The organism is Enterobacter sp. KB-280D8 (assembly GCF_041399405.1).
Lineage (GTDB): Bacteria > Pseudomonadota > Gammaproteobacteria > Enterobacterales > Enterobacteriaceae > Enterobacter > Enterobacter cloacae_N.
The window spans coordinates 560575-575029 of sequence record NZ_JBGKEC010000002.1 but is presented as its reverse complement, the minus strand read 5'-3'; the positions used below and the strand labels follow the sequence as shown (position 1 = coordinate 575029).

Sequence of the window (14455 nt, the reverse complement as noted above, 5' to 3'; positions counted from 1 at the left end):
CACAACGGGATAAAAAATGAAAAAGATTGCACTCTCTTTGGTGGCACTTGGATTGCTCACTGCTCTGCCGGGCTTCGCGGCCACGCCCGCGCCGCTTCCTGCTGCCATTGCCAACCATGACGGCCCGATTCGCATCGCGGTGATCCGTAACCTGGGCTCGGACGACAACACCACGCAGTTTGTTGCCGGGGCGATTCAGGAAGGGAAAAAGCTCGGCTTTAAGGTCAGCACCTTTTTAAGCAACGGCGATGACGCCAAATTCCAGGACTTTGTTAACCAGGCGATCAGCCAGAAGTATGACGGGATTATTCTCTCTCAGGGGCGCGATCCGTACTCCACCGCGCTGGTGAAGAAAGCGGTGGATGCCGGTATCAAAGTCGCCGTCTTTGATACCGCCGTTAACGGCGAGATCCCGGGCGTGACCGTCACCCAGCAGGACGATGCCTCTCTGACGAACCTCTCTTTCGGCCAGCTGGCGAAAGATTTCAACGGCAAGGCGAATATCGTCAAGCTGTGGGTGGCGGGCTTCCCACCGATGGAGCGCCGTCAGGCAGCCTATAAAGAGCTGCAAAAGCAGTACCCGGATATTAAAGAGCTGGAGTCCATCGGCGCGGTCTCCTCTGACGTGCAGGGCGATACCGCCAACAAGGTGGGTGCGATCCTGGCGAAATACCCGAAGGGCAAAATCGACGCCATCTGGGGCACCTGGGACGCCTTTAGCCAGGGCGCGTATAAGGCGCTGAAAGAAAATGGACGCACCGAGATCAAGCTCTACAGCATCGACATCTCCAACCAGGATCTACAGCTGATGCGCGAGCCGGGCAGTTCGTGGAAGGTGAGCGTGGCGGTGGATCCGAAGCTGATTGGCGCGACCAACGTGCGCCTGATCGCCAATAAGATTGCCGGGGAAGCGACGCCTGCGACTTACGATTTTAAAGCGGCGGCCATTCCGCAGGCGCTGCTGACCGCCCAGCCGGGCCCGGTGAACGTGGCGTCTCTGGGGAAAATCATTCCGGGCTGGGGCCAGACGGAAGATTTTATCGCGCCGTGGTTTGCGACGCTGGAAACGAAAAATAAATGAGCATGCTCCCTACGCCAGAATACAGCCGCAATATGCGGCTGATTGGCCACAGCGACCAGGGCGGTCGTCCGGATGGCGTGCAGCTGATGGTGCATCGCGGTTTCGCCTATATCGGCCATATGGTCTCGCAGGGCTTTTCGATTGTTGACGTGCGCGACCCGAAAAACCCGAAAGCGGCGGGCTATGTGCCCGCGCCGCCGGGCACATGGAACGTGCACCTGCAGGCGCACGACGATCTGCTGCTGGTGATTAACGCCCGGGATCTGTTTGCCGATGCCCGCTTTGCCGACGAGAAGGTCTACTACACCCGCCAGGTGGGGGAGACCGTCAGCGACGTGCAGGACAAAGGCTGGAGCGCCGGGCTTCGAGTGTTCGATATCTCCACGCCGGACAGGCCGCGTGAAATCGGCTTTCTGTCGCTGAGCGGCATCGGCATTCACCGCATCTGGTACGTTGGCGGGCGCTGGGCCTACGTGTCGGCGCTGATCGACGGCTTTACTGACTACATCTTCCTGACCATCGACCTGGCGGACCCGCGTAAGCCCGAGGTGGCGGGGCGCTGGTGGCTGCCGGGGATGAACCAGTCCGCAGGCGAACAGCCGAACTGGCCGGAAGGGAAACGCTACGCGCTGCACCACGCGATTATCGCGGGCGATACCGCCTACGGCAGCTGGCGCGACGGCGGCCTGACGCTGCTTGACGTGAAAGACCGCAGTCAGCCGAAGCTCATTAGCCACCGCAACTGGAGCCCGCCGTTTGGCGGCGGGACGCACACCGCGCTGCCGCTGCCGGACCGCTCCCTGCTGGTGGTGCTGGACGAAGCGGTGCTGGATAACCAGCAGGACGGCGAGAAGCTCATCTGGCTGTTTGATATCCGCGAGCCGTCGAACCCGGTAAGCATCTCGACCTTCCCGCAGCCGGATGAAACCGACTACGTGGCGAAAGGGGCGCATTTCGGCCCGCACAACCTGCACGAGAACCGGCCGGGGAGCTTTGTCAGCTCGACGCTGATTTTTGCGACGTATCAGAACGCGGGCGTGCGCGCGTATGACATTTCCAACCCGTATCGACCGGTGGAAACCGGGGCGCTGGTGCCCGCCGCGCCGGAGAGAATGATGGACACGCGGCCGAATCGCCCGCAGGTGATCCAGTCCTGTGACGTGTTTGTGGACGCGCAGGGAATTATCTACAGCACGGATTATAACGGCGGGCTGTCGGTGATTGAGTATTTGGGGTGAGGGCGGTTGTTGCCCCTCACCCTGACCCTCTCCCATAGGGAGAGGGAGAAAATCAGCTGTACTGCCGCACTCTTGCTACCAGATCTTCCGAACTGTCGATGCGGTCGGCAATGACAATCAGCGCTTTACCGAGCGTTATCGCGTGGCGCAGGCATTCGTGGCGCATGGCTTCATCCTGGATGGTGTCGATATCCGCCACGTGGGAAAGCCCGACGCTGCGGCGAATGAGCTCGGTACCGCAGAAGCCGATGGCGTCATGCCATACTTTTTTCAGGAACGCGGAGGCATAGCCCGGCGCGCCGAGCGCGGCGTCGCGGGCTTTCTCGTTTGCCAGCGCCTGGAAGCGCTCCGCGAAGGTGTTCCACAGCTCCTGAATATCGGTCAGGCGCTGCTCGCGAGCGGCGGCAGCATCGCGAATGCCCAGATGCCCCGGCAGGCCGCAGAAGTTCAGCAGCAGGTTGCCGATGGCGGTGCCGATGTCAAAGCCAATCGGCCCGAAATAGCCAAACTCGGCGTCGATGGCCTTCAGGCTGCCGCCGGCGACAAAAATTGAGCCGCTGTGGATGTCCCCGTGCAGCAGCGCTTCGGCATGCGAGAAGAAGCGGTGCTTCAGGGAGGCCACGGCAATTTTTAGCGGGGCGTCGTCGCGCAGGGCGGCGACGTCATTTTCCAGCTCGGCAGGGTAGTTATTGCGCTCATGAACCTGGTACGGATCGTTGAAGAACAGATCTTCGGTGATCTCACACATCTCCGGGTTGATGAACTTCGCCACTTGCGCTTTTTTCTCGTGCGGGTGCAGGTAGAAATCGCTGGTGTGGAACAGCGCGTGCGCGAGATATTCGCCCAGCTGCTGCGCCGCCTGCGGGTAGTAAATGTTGTTGATCAGCTCGCCGCGCCAGATGCGATGGCTGGAGAGATCTTCCATCACCATTACCGCCAGTTCCGGGTCAAAGTGGTGGATTTTCACGGTGTGCTGCGGGCTGTGCCGGTAGTGCTCGACCAGGGTTTGCGCTTCAAGGCGGGCGCGGTCCAGCGTCAGCGGCCAGGACTCACCAACGCAGCGCACGTAGGGCAGCGCCTGCTTAACGATGATGCGGCTCACGCCCGCGCTGTCGAAAATTTTAAAAACCAGATTGAGGTTGCCGTCGCCTACCTCCTGCGCCTCTACCAGCGATGAAGGATCGTCAAGCCCGCCAAACTGCCTGGCATACTCCACGGCGTCCTGAGCGGTAAAGGTACGGTATTGCGACATGGCCTGCTCCTCACGAATTTCCTAATTAAGACATGTAGACGTCTATACATCTGGATTTCATCCTGACACAATGTGCTACAACAACGCAACAGGGAATTAACGACATGCAGACATTACAGACGACCAGCCTGCGGGTGGGGGATAATCAGCTCTTTATTCTCGACCAGCAGGCGCTTCCGCAGGAGAAACGCTGGCTGGATGCTTCGACGGTCGAGGCGCTGGTTGGGCACATTCATGCCCTGCGGGTGCGCGGCGCGCCGCTGATTGGTCTCTCTGCAAGCCTGCTGCTGGCGCTGCTGGCGGAAAACGGTAAAAGCCGCGACGAGCTGGCGGTGGCGCTCGAAACCCTGCGCGCATCCCGCCCGACGGCGGTGAACCTGATGAACAACCTCGACCGCATGAAGATTGCCCTGTGGCAGGAAGATTATGTTCCGGCGCTGGTGGCCGAAGCGCTGCGCCTGATTGACGAAGACAAACGGCTTTGCGACGCGATAGCGAAAGCCGGCAGCGCGCTGGTGAAGCCCGGCAGCCGCCTGCTGACCCACTGCAACACCGGCGGGCTGGCAACGGCGGGCGTCGGCACCGCGCTGGGCGTGATTGCTCGCGCGCACCAGGAGGGTAACGTAAGCAGCGTCTGGGTCGATGAAACCCGTCCGCTGCTGCAGGGCGGTAGATTGACAGCGTGGGAGCTCGGCGAGCTGGGTGTGCCTTACCAGCTGATTACCGACTCCATGGCCGCCAGCCTGATGGCGAAAGGGCAGGTAGACGCTGTGTGGGTGGGCGCAGACCGCATTGCCGCCAACGGCGACGTGGCGAACAAGATCGGCACCTATTCTCTGGCGGTGCTGGCGAAATTCCACGGCATTCCGTTCTACGTTGCTGCCCCGCAAACGACCCTCGACCCGGACTGCCCGAACGGTGACGCGATCCCGATTGAGCAGCGCGCCGCCAGCGAGGTGATGGGCGTAGCCGGAAGCTTTGGCGCAGTGCAGTGGGCGCCGGAAGACGCGCAGGTCTATAACCCGGCGTTTGACGTTACACCTGCCTCGCTGATTAGCGGCTGGGTGCTGGATACGGGCGTGGTCACACCGGAAGAGGTGGCAAACGGGAAATTTGCCTGAGTCCGGCTATCCTTTAAGGGGTTCCCTTACGAGGACAATATCGTGACGCTCGATCCTGAAACTGACTTAAAACTGGAGCGTGTGGTGGACGCACCGCGCGACCTGCTGTGGCTCTGCTGGACTACGCCGGAGCACATCAAAAACTTCTTCATTCCTGCTCCCCATAAGGTGACCGAATGCGACCTCGACCTGCGGGTGGGCGGGCGGTTCAACACCGTGTTTGAGGTAGACGGTCAGCGGATGGATAACCGGGGCGTGTTTCTTGAAATCGACCCGGGTAAAAAGCTGGTCTTTACCGACGGCTATACCGAAGGCTGGAAGCCGGCCGAGAAGCCGTTTATGACGGCGATCCTGCTGCTTGAGGATGTGGGCGAGGGCAAAACCCGCTACACGGCGATTGCGCGCCATCCGACGAAGGAAATCCGCGAGCAGCATGAACAGATGGGCTTCCACGAAGGATGGGGGATTGTGCTGGATCAGCTGGTGGGATATGTGAAGGGACTGGAGCGTTGAAGCTCGAGCGGCCTGATGCCCTCACCCCGACCCTCTCCCACAGGGAGAGGGAGCAAACACTAAAAACGGCAGCTATAGCTGCCGTTTTGCTTTTACCTATGCCAGCCTTGGATACGCATCCGCGATCGCATCGCCCGTAAACTGGGCCACCCAGCCCTCCGGGTTATCGAAAATACGAATGGCGGTAAAGTTCGGCTCTGAGCCCATATCAAACCAGTGCGGCGTGCCCGCGGGAACGGAAATCAGGTCGTTTTTCTCGCACAGCACCTGATACACCTCATCGCCAATGTGCAGGCAGAACAGCCCTGCGCCTTCCACGAAGAAGCGCACTTCGTCCTCGCCGTGGGTGTGTTCGTTCAGGAACTTCGCGCGCAGCGCCTCTTTCTGCGGATTGTCGGCGCGCAGGCTGATTACGTCCCAGCTCTGATAGCCTTTCTCCGCCACCAGCTTGTCGATGGCATGCTGATACGCGGCGATCACTGCCTCGGGCGCGGGATCCTGCCCTAAATCACGATCCGCGTCCCAGCGTTCAAAACGTACGCCTTTAGCGTTCAGTTGCTGGGCGATCTCGGCGGCGTCGGTGCTGTGCCACTGCGGCTGGCTGGCGTCTTTGTCGGAATAAATGGTCAATGTGCTCATGAAGGGATCTGCTCCGGATTAATCTCGTCAAACTGGTGGACCTGATGGTGATGGCTTGCGCCGTCATCATCGCCGCGAATCAGCTGCAGCGTGCGAAAGCCTGCCCGTTCAGCCGCGTCCAGCTCCTGATGGATATCAGACAGGAACAGGATCTGCGACGGGGCGATGCCCGTTTGCGCCGCAATGTTTTGATAAGACTGCACCTCGCGCTTGGCACCGATGTGGGTATCAAAATAGCCGCTGAACAGATGAGTAATATCACCTTCGTCGCTGTAGCCAAATAACAGTTTCTGCGCGGCGACGGAGCCAGAGGAATAAACATAGAGATCAATCCCTTGCGCCTTCCACTTTTCCAGCGCAGGCAGCACGTCCGGGTAGAGGTGGCCGGTAAAGTCGCCGTTCACGTAGCCGTCGTGCCAGACGATCCCCTGCAGCGCTTTCAGCGCCGTCGATTTGCGGTCCTCATCCATAAAGGCAAAAAGGGTGTCGATAAGCTCGCTGACGCTGGCGTGCGGGTTACCGATTTCATCACGCAGGTTGTCCAGAATGGATTTGACCGGCTCGGCGTACTGCTGCGCGGTCACGAAGGCCGCCAGCCGCTCACGCGCGTAGGGGAACAAAACATCATGGACAAAACGGATATCGCTGGTGGTCCCTTCAATATCCGTCACAATCGCGCGAATCATACTCTCTCCAGTTGTCGTAAACGCATTTCGCATTCAAATAAGAATTCTAGTCCTTCCAGATGACGCCGGGCTTCGGCCACGTCGCGTCCCCAGCAGGTTAAGCCATGACCGCGCAGAAGAAAACCATAATTAAGCGGGCGTTCCTGGGCGTAATGGGCGATTCGCGAGGCGAGGGCATCGATGTCCTGATCGTTATCAAATACCGGAATGGCGACTGTATCCAGATGCGTGGTCTGCCCGGAGAGCGATTTTTGCATCTCGAAACCGCTGATGTTGAGCTCGGCATCTTTGACCAGACGCGACAGCACCGTGGCGTTAACGGTATGAACGTGCAGGACGGCGTTGGCCGCCGGGAACAGGCGATAGATGAGGGTGTGCAGTCCGGTTTCCGCCGACGGTTTTCGACCGGACGGCGCGCGGTTGGTGGCGATTTCAACTTGCAAAAAATCTTCCGTCGTCAGGCTGCCTTTGTCTTTACCGGATTCGCTGAGCCAGCACAGGCGTTCGTCCTGGCGCACCGACATGTTGCCGCCGGTGGCGGGAGCCCAGCCTTTAGCGCCAATCCAGCGGCAGGCGTCGACCAGATGTGTGAGTTGCAGGTTGTCTGTCATTTCCTTTTACCCTCGCGGCCAGGAATATTCATATGGTTTATACCCGTCATACTTCAAGTTGCAGGTGCGTTGGCTGCACTCACTCACCCCAGTCACGTACTTTTGTACGCTCCCGGGGATTCGTTCCCTTGCCGCCTTCCTGCAACTCGAATTATTTAGGGTATAGACGTCTAAGCGTCTTGATTGCCAAAGACTAACATCGTGTTATAGTGGCAGCAACATAAGTATTACAAGCAGGCAAAACAAAATGAGCAATAACGCATTGATCCCGCAGAGTAAACTTCCCGGTCTCGGTACCACCATTTTTACGCAGATGAGCGCCCTGGCGCAGCAGCACAACGCCATTAACCTTTCGCAAGGGTTCCCGGATTTTGACGGGCCAGGCTATTTGCAGGAGCGCCTGGCGTACCACGTTGCGCAGGGGGCGAACCAGTATGCGCCGATGACCGGCGTGCAGGCGCTGCGGGAGGCCATTGCGGATAAAACGGCGGAGTTGTACGGCCATAAGCCCGATGCGAACAGCGAGATCACGGTGACGGCAGGGGCGACCGAAGCGCTGTATGCGGCCATTACCGCGCTGGTGCGCGCGGGCGATGAGGTGATCTGCTTTGACCCGAGCTATGACAGCTACGCGCCTGCGGTTGAACTTTCCGGCGGCGTGGTGAAACGCGTGGCGCTGCAGCCGCCGCATTTCCGTCCGGACTGGCAGGCGTTCGCGGCGCTGCTGAGTGACAAAACCCGTCTGGTTATTCTGAATACGCCGCACAACCCGTCGGCGACGGTGTGGCAAAAGGGCGATTTTGCCGCGCTGTGGCAGGCCATCGCCGAACGTGAAATCTATGTCCTGAGCGACGAGGTGTATGAGCACATCTGTTTCGCGAAAGAAGGGCACGCCAGCGTGCTGGCTCATCCGCAGCTTCGTGAACGCGCCGTAGCCGTCTCGTCATTCGGTAAAACTTATCATATGACCGGCTGGAAGGTGGGGTACTGCGTGGCGCCCGCCGCCATCAGCGCTGAGCTGCGCAAGGTGCACCAGTACCTGACGTTTGCCGTAAATACTCCGGCTCAGCTGGCGCTGGCAGATATGCTGCGCGCTGAACCACAGCACTATCGCGACCTGCCGGATTTTTACCGTGCACGCCGGGATCTGTTTGTGACGGCGCTGGGCCAAAGCCGCCTGGAAATTTTGCCGTCTGAAGGAACCTACTTCCTGCTGGCCGATTACAGCGCCATTTCCGATTTGGACGACGTCAGTTTCTGCCAGTGGCTGACGAAAGAGGTCGGCGTGGCCGCCATTCCGCTGTCGGTGTTCTGCGCCGATCCCTTCCCGCACAAGCTGATCCGTCTCTGCTTTGCGAAGCAGGAATCGACGCTGCTGGCCGCGGCGGAGCGTCTGAACACGCTCTGATTATTTCACCGTCCAGGCTTCTGAGTAACGGCGGTCTGCAAACAGCTCCAGCAGGCCGTTGATTTGCTTGAGGCGCAAGACTTCATCGCTGTCCATTCCCAGCTCCTTGCTTATTCTCTCGTCATTCCAGCCAAGCTGCACCAGTTCGCGAACGATCTCCGACATTGCGTTAATCTGGTGTCGACCCCGCGCCCGGTTGTGCCGAATGGTTGCGGCCATACGGTTATGTTTATCCTGTCGATCCTGGCGTAGGCAGGTGACGGGGAGGTATCCCTTAAGCTGGTGCTTCAATGCCGCCCGGTTTTTGCCAATTTCATGCCGATGAAATCCATCCACAATTTCGTAATGTTGCGGTTCGCTTTCGGTCACAACAATAGGTTGGGTGAATCCATCGAGTTCCAGCGACTTACTGAGCAGCCGCTTTTCTGGAGGAGCCACGTTATTGGGGTTGTAGTCGTTAGCGGTAATAGCGTCCTGTCTGATCCAGAGGACGCAGTCTATCGGTTGCTCGCGAAAAGGGCTGTTTTTATGGATCGCTTCGCGAAAAGCATTTATGGCGTTAATGCGATCCTCTTCGGGAAGTGACTGAAGGTACGTTTCCATCTCGGTGATTAGTCTTTGTCGCATAATATTCCCCACTCCTTGCGTTTTGCCTTCACTCTGTCGCTGTAGCGCTGATAATGTTTGGGTTTATTTGGGCTGAACGATAGCGCTCTGCACCAGTAGTCGTTATTAAGGATAACCTTGCAAATACGACGCCAGGAGGGAATGTCTTTGGCACCGATATCACCGTCCTGCGTATCGGGAATATCCTCTATGCCTCTCTTCTGATACCAGTGCAGATAAACGGCGATTTTATTGCGGTAATGCTCAGCGGTATTTTGCGGCATGCTGTCGAGGAGCAGCATGGCATATTCGCGCCAGCAGAGGTGTTCGGGTTTCAGGATTTTCCGGTGGCCGTAAAAATGGTTATCGTGCCCGGCGTAAATCCCCCCGCTGCGCACGCCGCTGACGCGCTCGCACATCATTGCCCAGCGTTCGGGTTCTACAACGTGGTAGAGCCATAATCCCTGACGCTGTTCCGGGCCAAAGGGTTCGCAGATGCGCATGTAGCGTGGCGGCACACCGGCCTGAAACATCAGGTCATAGAGTGGGTTATAGCAACTCCCCGATTTAGCGAACCAGGTCCAGATATCGGCGGTTTTCCAGTCGTAGAGAGGGTAGATATACCAGGCATGCCCCCCCGGCGCGACGGTCGTCCAGGGTTTATCGTCGGCAAACCGCTGCTTTCGTGCTGAAGCGATAGCCAGAAAACGGTTGTAGGATTCATCAGCACGAATACCAATCAGTACGGCCGCCGGGCGGTTGCGTGAATACCAGTCGGAGAAACTGCGAACAAAGACTTCAAACGTCATGCCTGGCTGGTAGAAAGGAAAAAAAGTGGGATCGGTTACTGCATCTTCAGGAGGCTGGCGAACCCAACGGGTGCCCGGTTCCCAGCATTGCCACTCTGGCTGAAATTGCGACAGGGAATTTTGCGTTGTCAGGGGGAGGGCCACCCACCAGAAATGGTCAATGACATCGCTGTACAATTCGCGCATATGTTCAACGTGGGCGATGGTATAAGAAAATTGCGCTTCCCAGTCGATAAACAGCACATCTATTTTTGTTTTCATCTGTCGCGCCCGAAGGGCAACCAGATGCAGCATGACGGTGGAGTCTTTACCGCCAGAAAAAGAGACACAGGTTCTGGGTAAATTCTCGAGAGTCCATTTTATTCGTTCCTGTGTCGCACTAAGAACATCCTGGTGCAGGGGGTACTTATAAATTGACATGTGCATTCTCATCCTGAGTAATTAATGCCGGGCTTAAGTGTCAATACTAAGGTGAGAATTATATCAGTCAAATAATAAATAAATGTATAAAGTTAATGCCGATTGTTTCTATAACGAGGGTGTATGTTTCAGTAATATCGTGGCTCGGTATTCTCAGCGAGAACCACGATAGTTATTCATGGGAGTGTTATTTCTTCAATGAAACTCGCGAATGCTGAGCTATTCAGTGCGGAACGATTATACATCATGTAAATATCAATGCTGGGGAATTGAATATCAGTTTCTACTTTGCGCAGGTTGAGTGCCTGGCCATATTGCTCAAAGGCCGGGGTTGGCGCTAATCCGATGAGGTCCGATGAACTGATCATCGACAACAGAGAAATAAAGGAATCACTACGATAGACAACATTCCTTTCGGTTAAAATGTTTTCGGCTTTTTCATGATAGTCTTTGACGCTGTTCTCATCGCTCAGGTAGGCGGTAAAACTTTCATTGAGGATCTCTTCACGGGTCGGATTTCCGCTCAGGCGGGGGTGGCCCTCACGACAAACAAGGACAAAGGGAAGCTGGTAATACAGCGTGCTGGCGACAGAACGGCTGTTAGAGGTGGCAAAAGAAAATACCAGGTCAGCCTTGCGGTAGGCTAAGAGATCTTCAGCAGAGTCAGGCGCAAGAAAAACATCATGTAATTCAATGGAGTAATTGTACTTATCCATCAGCAGCTTCATAGGGGCAAGCATCGTTTTGGTACTCATAAACTGCGGGCAGTAAATGACAAAGTTCTTCTTTAACCCGCTGCTGTGCATGATGTTGATGGTCTGCTCAAGCTGATTCAGGTTTTGCTCAAGATGATGGTGCAGATTGACCCCGACCGTAGTCGGCGTGATCCCCTTACCTGAACGAATAAACAGCGGATCGTTGAGCTGTCCGCGTAAACGCTGCAGCGACTGGCTTACCGCAGAAGGTGTAATATAGAGCGTCTCAGCGGCTTTACTGATACTCAGATGTTGATAAATGCACTCAAAAATGACCAACAGGTTGAGGTCGAATTTTTTAAGATCGTAGAGGTTTGCCATTTTTCGTCCTGATGATGTCGTGTTTGCTGTGGTTATCACATCACTGATAACTATAGTTTGAAGTTAACCATTTACAATCCTTTCGGTTAACTCTCTTAATTTTAAATTAAACTCACCTTAATATATCACGGCGTCAGATTATTAAAATAGCGCTTCAAAGATGATTAAGATAATTTTATCTTAGAAAGTGGGGTGAAGAGCTTAAATGACAATTGTCATTTATATATCGAGGTATTTTTATCATGAAAATAAATTTATAACGCCCCGAAATGATGTTCGATACGGCCTATCACAGCCATAGGCAGAAATGCTTCAGTTATGGATTGCTCAATCTCTGCACGGGTGGTGTAATCAAACCGCTGTTACCGCCTTGATATTAAGGGTTGTAGAGCGCAACGCAACGCCAGCTTCGGCTGGCACTGAATGTACCTGCGGGGAATTCAGGTATCAGGGCCGCCCGTCGAGGCGGCCTTTTTACTTTTGGCGTTTCCTTTAAAAGGTTCACCTTACTGTCTTGTTGATGTTGTTAGGTTTGGCTGATTGATTTGATAAAGCATACGCATTAGCCCCGATGAAGAAAGTTAGTTACCTTACATCTCAACGAAAACACGGAGGAAGTACAGATGTCTTTGATTAATACCAAAATTAAACCTTTCAAAAACCAGGCGTTCAAAAACGGTGAATTCATTGAAGTCACCGAGAAAGATACCGAAGGCCGCTGGAGCGTGTTCTTCTTCTATCCTGCTGACTTCACCTTTGTTTGCCCGACTGAACTGGGTGACGTGGCAGACCACTACGAAGAACTGCAGAAGCTGGGCGTCGACGTTTACTCTGTCTCTACCGATACCCACTTCACCCACAAAGCGTGGCACAGCAGCTCTGAAACCATCGCGAAAATTAAATACGCGATGATCGGCGACCCGACTGGCGCCCTGACCCGTAACTTCGACAACATGCGTGAAGATGAAGGCCTGGCCGACCGTGCAACCTTCGTCGTTGACCCGCAGGGCATTATCCAGGCTATCGAAGTTACCGCTGAAGGTATCGGCCGTGATGCTTCTGACCTGCTGCGTAAAGTGAAAGCGGCTCAGTACGTGGCTTCTCACCCAGGTGAAGTGTGCCCGGCGAAATGGAAAGAAGGCGAAGCGACCCTGGCGCCATCCCTGGACCTGGTCGGCAAGATCTAAATTTCCGTCGTCTTTCACGCCATAGCTGCGTTGGCGTCGCCTGCTCACCCCGGTCACTTACTTCAGTAAGCTCCCGGGGATTCTCAGGCTAGCCGCCTTGCTCTGACGCGAAATACTTTGGAAATTGTTTCAGTTATGGGCGCTCCCGCGCCCATTTCATTCCAGCACCATGATGCAAGTTGCATTCAGGCCGCCCCTATAAGGCAGCTTGCATGATGACGTCTTAAGAGAGGGAAGAACCATGCTCGACACTACGATGAAAACCCAGCTCAAGGCTTACCTTGAGAAACTGACCAAACCTGTTGAGCTGATTGCCACGCTGGACGACAGCGCGAAATCGGCAGAGATCAAGGAACTGCTGGCAGAGATCGCTGAACTGTCACCGAAGGTGACCTTTAAAGAAGATAATACGCTTGCCGTCCGTAAGCCTTCTTTCCTGATCGCTAACCCAGGCTCTGACCAGGGGCCGCGCTTTGCCGGCTCTCCGCTGGGACATGAATTTACCTCGCTGGTGCTGGCGCTGCTGTGGACCGGCGGTCATCCGTCTAAAGAAGCGCAGGCGCTGCTGGAGCAGATCCGCGATATCGACGGTGAATTTGAGTTTGAAACCTATTACTCGCTCTCCTGCCACAACTGCCCGGATGTGGTGCAGGCGCTGAACCTGATGTCGGTTCTGAACCCTCGCATCAAACACACGGCGATTGACGGCGGTACGTTCCAGAACGAAATCACCGAGCGCAACGTAATGGGCGTTCCGGCGGTGTATCTGAACGGTCAGGAATTTGGGCAGGGGCGTATGACCCTGACCGAAATCGTTGCCAAAGTGGATACCGGCGCGGAAAAACGCGCGGCGGAAGCGCTGAACCAGCGCGATGCGTACGACGTGCTGATTGTCGGCTCCGGCCCGGCGGGTGCGGCGGCGGCGGTGTACTCTGCGCGTAAAGGGATCCGTACCGGCCTGATGGGCGAACGCTTTGGCGGCCAGGTGCTGGATACCGTGGACATCGAAAACTACATTTCCGTGCCGAAAACCGAAGGCCAGAAGCTGGCGGGTGCGCTGAAGGCACACGTCAACGACTACGACGTGGACGTGATCGACAGCCAGAGCGCCAGCAAGCTGGTTCCGGCAGCGGTTGAGGGTGGATTACATCAGATTGAAACCGCGTCCGGCGCGGTGCTGAAAGCGCGCAGCGTGATCGTTGCCACCGGCGCGAAATGGCGCAACATGAACGTGCCGGGTGAAGATCAGTATCGCACCAAAGGCGTGACCTACTGCCCACACTGCGACGGCCCGCTGTTCAAAGGTAAACGCGTGGCGGTAATCGGCGGCGGTAACTCCGGCGTGGAAGCGGCTATCGACCTGGCGGGGATCGTTGAGCACGTGACGCTGCTGGAGTTCGCGCCAGAGATGAAGGCCGACCAGGTTCTGCAGGATAAAGTTCGCAGCCTGAAAAACGTTGATATCGTCCTGAACGCGCAAACCACGGAAGTGAAGGGGGACGGCAGCAAAGTGACCGGGCTGGAATACCGTGACCGCGTAAGCGGCGACGTTCATAGCGTTCAGCTTTCGGGTATCTTCGTACAAATTGGCCTGCTGCCAAACACCACCTGGCTTGAAGGCGCGATTGAGCGCAACCGCATGGGCGAGATCATCATCGATGCGAAATGCGAGACCAGCGTGAAGGGCGTGTTTGCCGCAGGCGACTGCACCACCGTGCCGTACAAGCAGATCATCATCGCTACTGGCGAAGGTGCGAAAGCGTCCCTGAGCGCGTTTGACTATCTGATCCGCACCAAAACCGCATAAT

Annotated in this window: 14 protein-coding genes; 7 read left to right on the top strand and 7 right to left on the bottom strand. The window is 56.3% G+C overall.

The window, feature by feature from the left end:
* Positions 1-16: 16 nt before the first annotated feature.
* Both AB8818_RS08240 and AB8818_RS08235 read left to right on the top strand, forming a co-directional pair.
* Positions 17-1081: a sugar ABC transporter substrate-binding protein gene (locus tag AB8818_RS08240; protein WP_192984001.1), complete on the top strand. Its 1065-nt coding sequence runs from the start codon at positions 17-19 to the stop codon at positions 1079-1081.
* Positions 1078-2319 (top strand): LVIVD repeat-containing protein, encoded by a 1242-nt coding sequence (locus tag AB8818_RS08235; RefSeq protein WP_192983999.1) that lies wholly within the window; start codon positions 1078-1080, stop codon positions 2317-2319. The genes AB8818_RS08240 and AB8818_RS08235 overlap by 4 nt, the downstream gene beginning before the upstream one ends.
* Before the next feature lie 52 nt (positions 2320-2371).
* Here the strand turns inward: AB8818_RS08235 and mtnK are convergent, their stop codons facing one another.
* On the bottom strand, positions 2372-3571 hold the full coding sequence (mtnK, locus tag AB8818_RS08230; RefSeq protein WP_192983997.1) for an S-methyl-5-thioribose kinase: 1200 nt from the start codon (positions 3569-3571) through the stop codon (positions 2372-2374).
* Between the two features lie 104 nt (positions 3572-3675).
* Between mtnK and mtnA the strand changes: the two genes are divergently transcribed.
* Together mtnA and AB8818_RS08220 are read left to right on the top strand one after the other, a co-directional pair.
* Positions 3676-4692 (top strand): S-methyl-5-thioribose-1-phosphate isomerase, encoded by a 1017-nt coding sequence (mtnA, locus tag AB8818_RS08225; RefSeq protein ID WP_166710408.1) that lies wholly within the window; start codon positions 3676-3678, stop codon positions 4690-4692.
* Between the two features lie 42 nt (positions 4693-4734).
* The gene (locus tag AB8818_RS08220; RefSeq protein ID WP_032641748.1) at positions 4735-5205 is read left to right on the top strand and encodes an SRPBCC family protein; all 471 of its coding nucleotides are present in this window, start codon (positions 4735-4737) and stop codon (positions 5203-5205) included.
* Between the two features lie 96 nt (positions 5206-5301).
* Here the strand turns inward: AB8818_RS08220 and AB8818_RS08215 are convergent, their stop codons facing one another.
* From AB8818_RS08215 to AB8818_RS08205, 3 genes are read right to left on the bottom strand one after another with little or no spacing between them, the layout of a single operon-like run.
* Positions 5302-5844, bottom strand: a complete 543-nt coding sequence (locus tag AB8818_RS08215; protein WP_192983995.1) for an acireductone dioxygenase — start codon at positions 5842-5844, stop codon at positions 5302-5304.
* On the bottom strand, positions 5841-6530 hold the full coding sequence (gene mtnC, locus AB8818_RS08210; protein ID WP_116341233.1) for an acireductone synthase: 690 nt from the start codon (positions 6528-6530) through the stop codon (positions 5841-5843). Before mtnC ends, AB8818_RS08215 begins: the two co-directional genes overlap by 4 nt.
* Positions 6527-7141 carry a methylthioribulose 1-phosphate dehydratase gene (locus tag AB8818_RS08205; RefSeq protein ID WP_116341231.1) on the bottom strand — a complete coding sequence of 205 codons (615 nt, stop codon included), beginning with the start codon at positions 7139-7141 and terminating at the stop codon, positions 6527-6529. The genes mtnC and AB8818_RS08205 overlap by 4 nt, the downstream gene beginning before the upstream one ends.
* A gap of 247 nt (positions 7142-7388) precedes the next feature.
* Here AB8818_RS08205 and AB8818_RS08200 point away from each other — a divergent pair, with 247 nt between their 5' ends.
* Positions 7389-8549, top strand: a complete 1161-nt coding sequence (locus AB8818_RS08200; protein ID WP_166710414.1) for a pyridoxal phosphate-dependent aminotransferase — start codon at positions 7389-7391, stop codon at positions 8547-8549.
* Here AB8818_RS08200 and AB8818_RS08195 read toward each other — a convergent pair whose 3' ends face one another.
* The 3 genes from AB8818_RS08195 to AB8818_RS08185 all read right to left on the bottom strand — a co-directional run bounded on the left by AB8818_RS08195 (position 8550) and on the right by AB8818_RS08185 (position 11460).
* The gene (locus tag AB8818_RS08195) at positions 8550-9176 is read right to left on the bottom strand and encodes a ParB/RepB/Spo0J family partition protein (RefSeq protein ID WP_192983992.1); all 627 of its coding nucleotides are present in this window, start codon (positions 9174-9176) and stop codon (positions 8550-8552) included. It lies immediately after the preceding gene.
* Positions 9161-10384, bottom strand: coding sequence for a phosphoadenosine phosphosulfate reductase (locus AB8818_RS08190; protein WP_163330481.1), 1224 nt, complete (start codon positions 10382-10384; stop codon positions 9161-9163). Before AB8818_RS08190 ends, AB8818_RS08195 begins: the two co-directional genes overlap by 16 nt.
* A gap of 176 nt (positions 10385-10560) precedes the next feature.
* Positions 10561-11460 (bottom strand): LysR family transcriptional regulator, encoded by a 900-nt coding sequence (locus AB8818_RS08185; protein WP_163330480.1) that lies wholly within the window; start codon positions 11458-11460, stop codon positions 10561-10563.
* A 623-nt stretch (positions 11461-12083) separates the two neighbouring features.
* Between AB8818_RS08185 and ahpC the strand changes: the two genes are divergently transcribed.
* Both ahpC and ahpF read left to right on the top strand, forming a co-directional pair.
* Complete coding sequence (gene ahpC, locus AB8818_RS08180) at positions 12084-12647, top strand: alkyl hydroperoxide reductase subunit C (protein ID WP_014882974.1); 564 nt, start codon at positions 12084-12086, stop codon at positions 12645-12647.
* A gap of 241 nt (positions 12648-12888) precedes the next feature.
* The gene (gene ahpF / locus AB8818_RS08175) at positions 12889-14454 is read left to right on the top strand and encodes an alkyl hydroperoxide reductase subunit F (protein ID WP_192983989.1); all 1566 of its coding nucleotides are present in this window, start codon (positions 12889-12891) and stop codon (positions 14452-14454) included.
* Position 14455 lies beyond the last annotated feature (1 nt).

Bases quoted from the DNA above. Each gene is read 5' to 3' on its own strand.
- mtnK (WP_192983997.1), bottom strand. From the start codon at position 3,571: ATGTCGCAATACCGTACCTTTACCGCTCAGGACGCCGTGGAGTATGCC.
- AB8818_RS08200 (WP_166710414.1), top strand. From the start codon at position 7,389: ATGAGCAATAACGCATTGATCCCGCAGAGTAAACTTCCCGGTCTCGGT.
- ahpC (WP_014882974.1), top strand. From the start codon at position 12,084: ATGTCTTTGATTAATACCAAAATTAAACCTTTCAAAAACCAGGCGTTC.
- AB8818_RS08190 (WP_163330481.1), bottom strand. From the start codon at position 10,384: ATGTCAATTTATAAGTACCCCCTGCACCAGGATGTTCTTAGTGCGACA.
- AB8818_RS08240 (WP_192984001.1), top strand. From the start codon at position 17: ATGAAAAAGATTGCACTCTCTTTGGTGGCACTTGGATTGCTCACTGCT.
- AB8818_RS08195 (WP_192983992.1), bottom strand. From the start codon at position 9,176: ATGCGACAAAGACTAATCACCGAGATGGAAACGTACCTTCAGTCACTT.
- mtnA (WP_166710408.1), top strand. From the start codon at position 3,676: ATGCAGACATTACAGACGACCAGCCTGCGGGTGGGGGATAATCAGCTC.
- AB8818_RS08205 (WP_116341231.1), bottom strand. From the start codon at position 7,141: ATGACAGACAACCTGCAACTCACACATCTGGTCGACGCCTGCCGCTGG.
- AB8818_RS08185 (WP_163330480.1), bottom strand. From the start codon at position 11,460: ATGGCAAACCTCTACGATCTTAAAAAATTCGACCTCAACCTGTTGGTC.
- AB8818_RS08215 (WP_192983995.1), bottom strand. From the start codon at position 5,844: ATGAGCACATTGACCATTTATTCCGACAAAGACGCCAGCCAGCCGCAG.
- AB8818_RS08235 (WP_192983999.1), top strand. From the start codon at position 1,078: ATGAGCATGCTCCCTACGCCAGAATACAGCCGCAATATGCGGCTGATT.
- ahpF (WP_192983989.1), top strand. From the start codon at position 12,889: ATGCTCGACACTACGATGAAAACCCAGCTCAAGGCTTACCTTGAGAAA.
- mtnC (WP_116341233.1), bottom strand. From the start codon at position 6,530: ATGATTCGCGCGATTGTGACGGATATTGAAGGGACCACCAGCGATATC.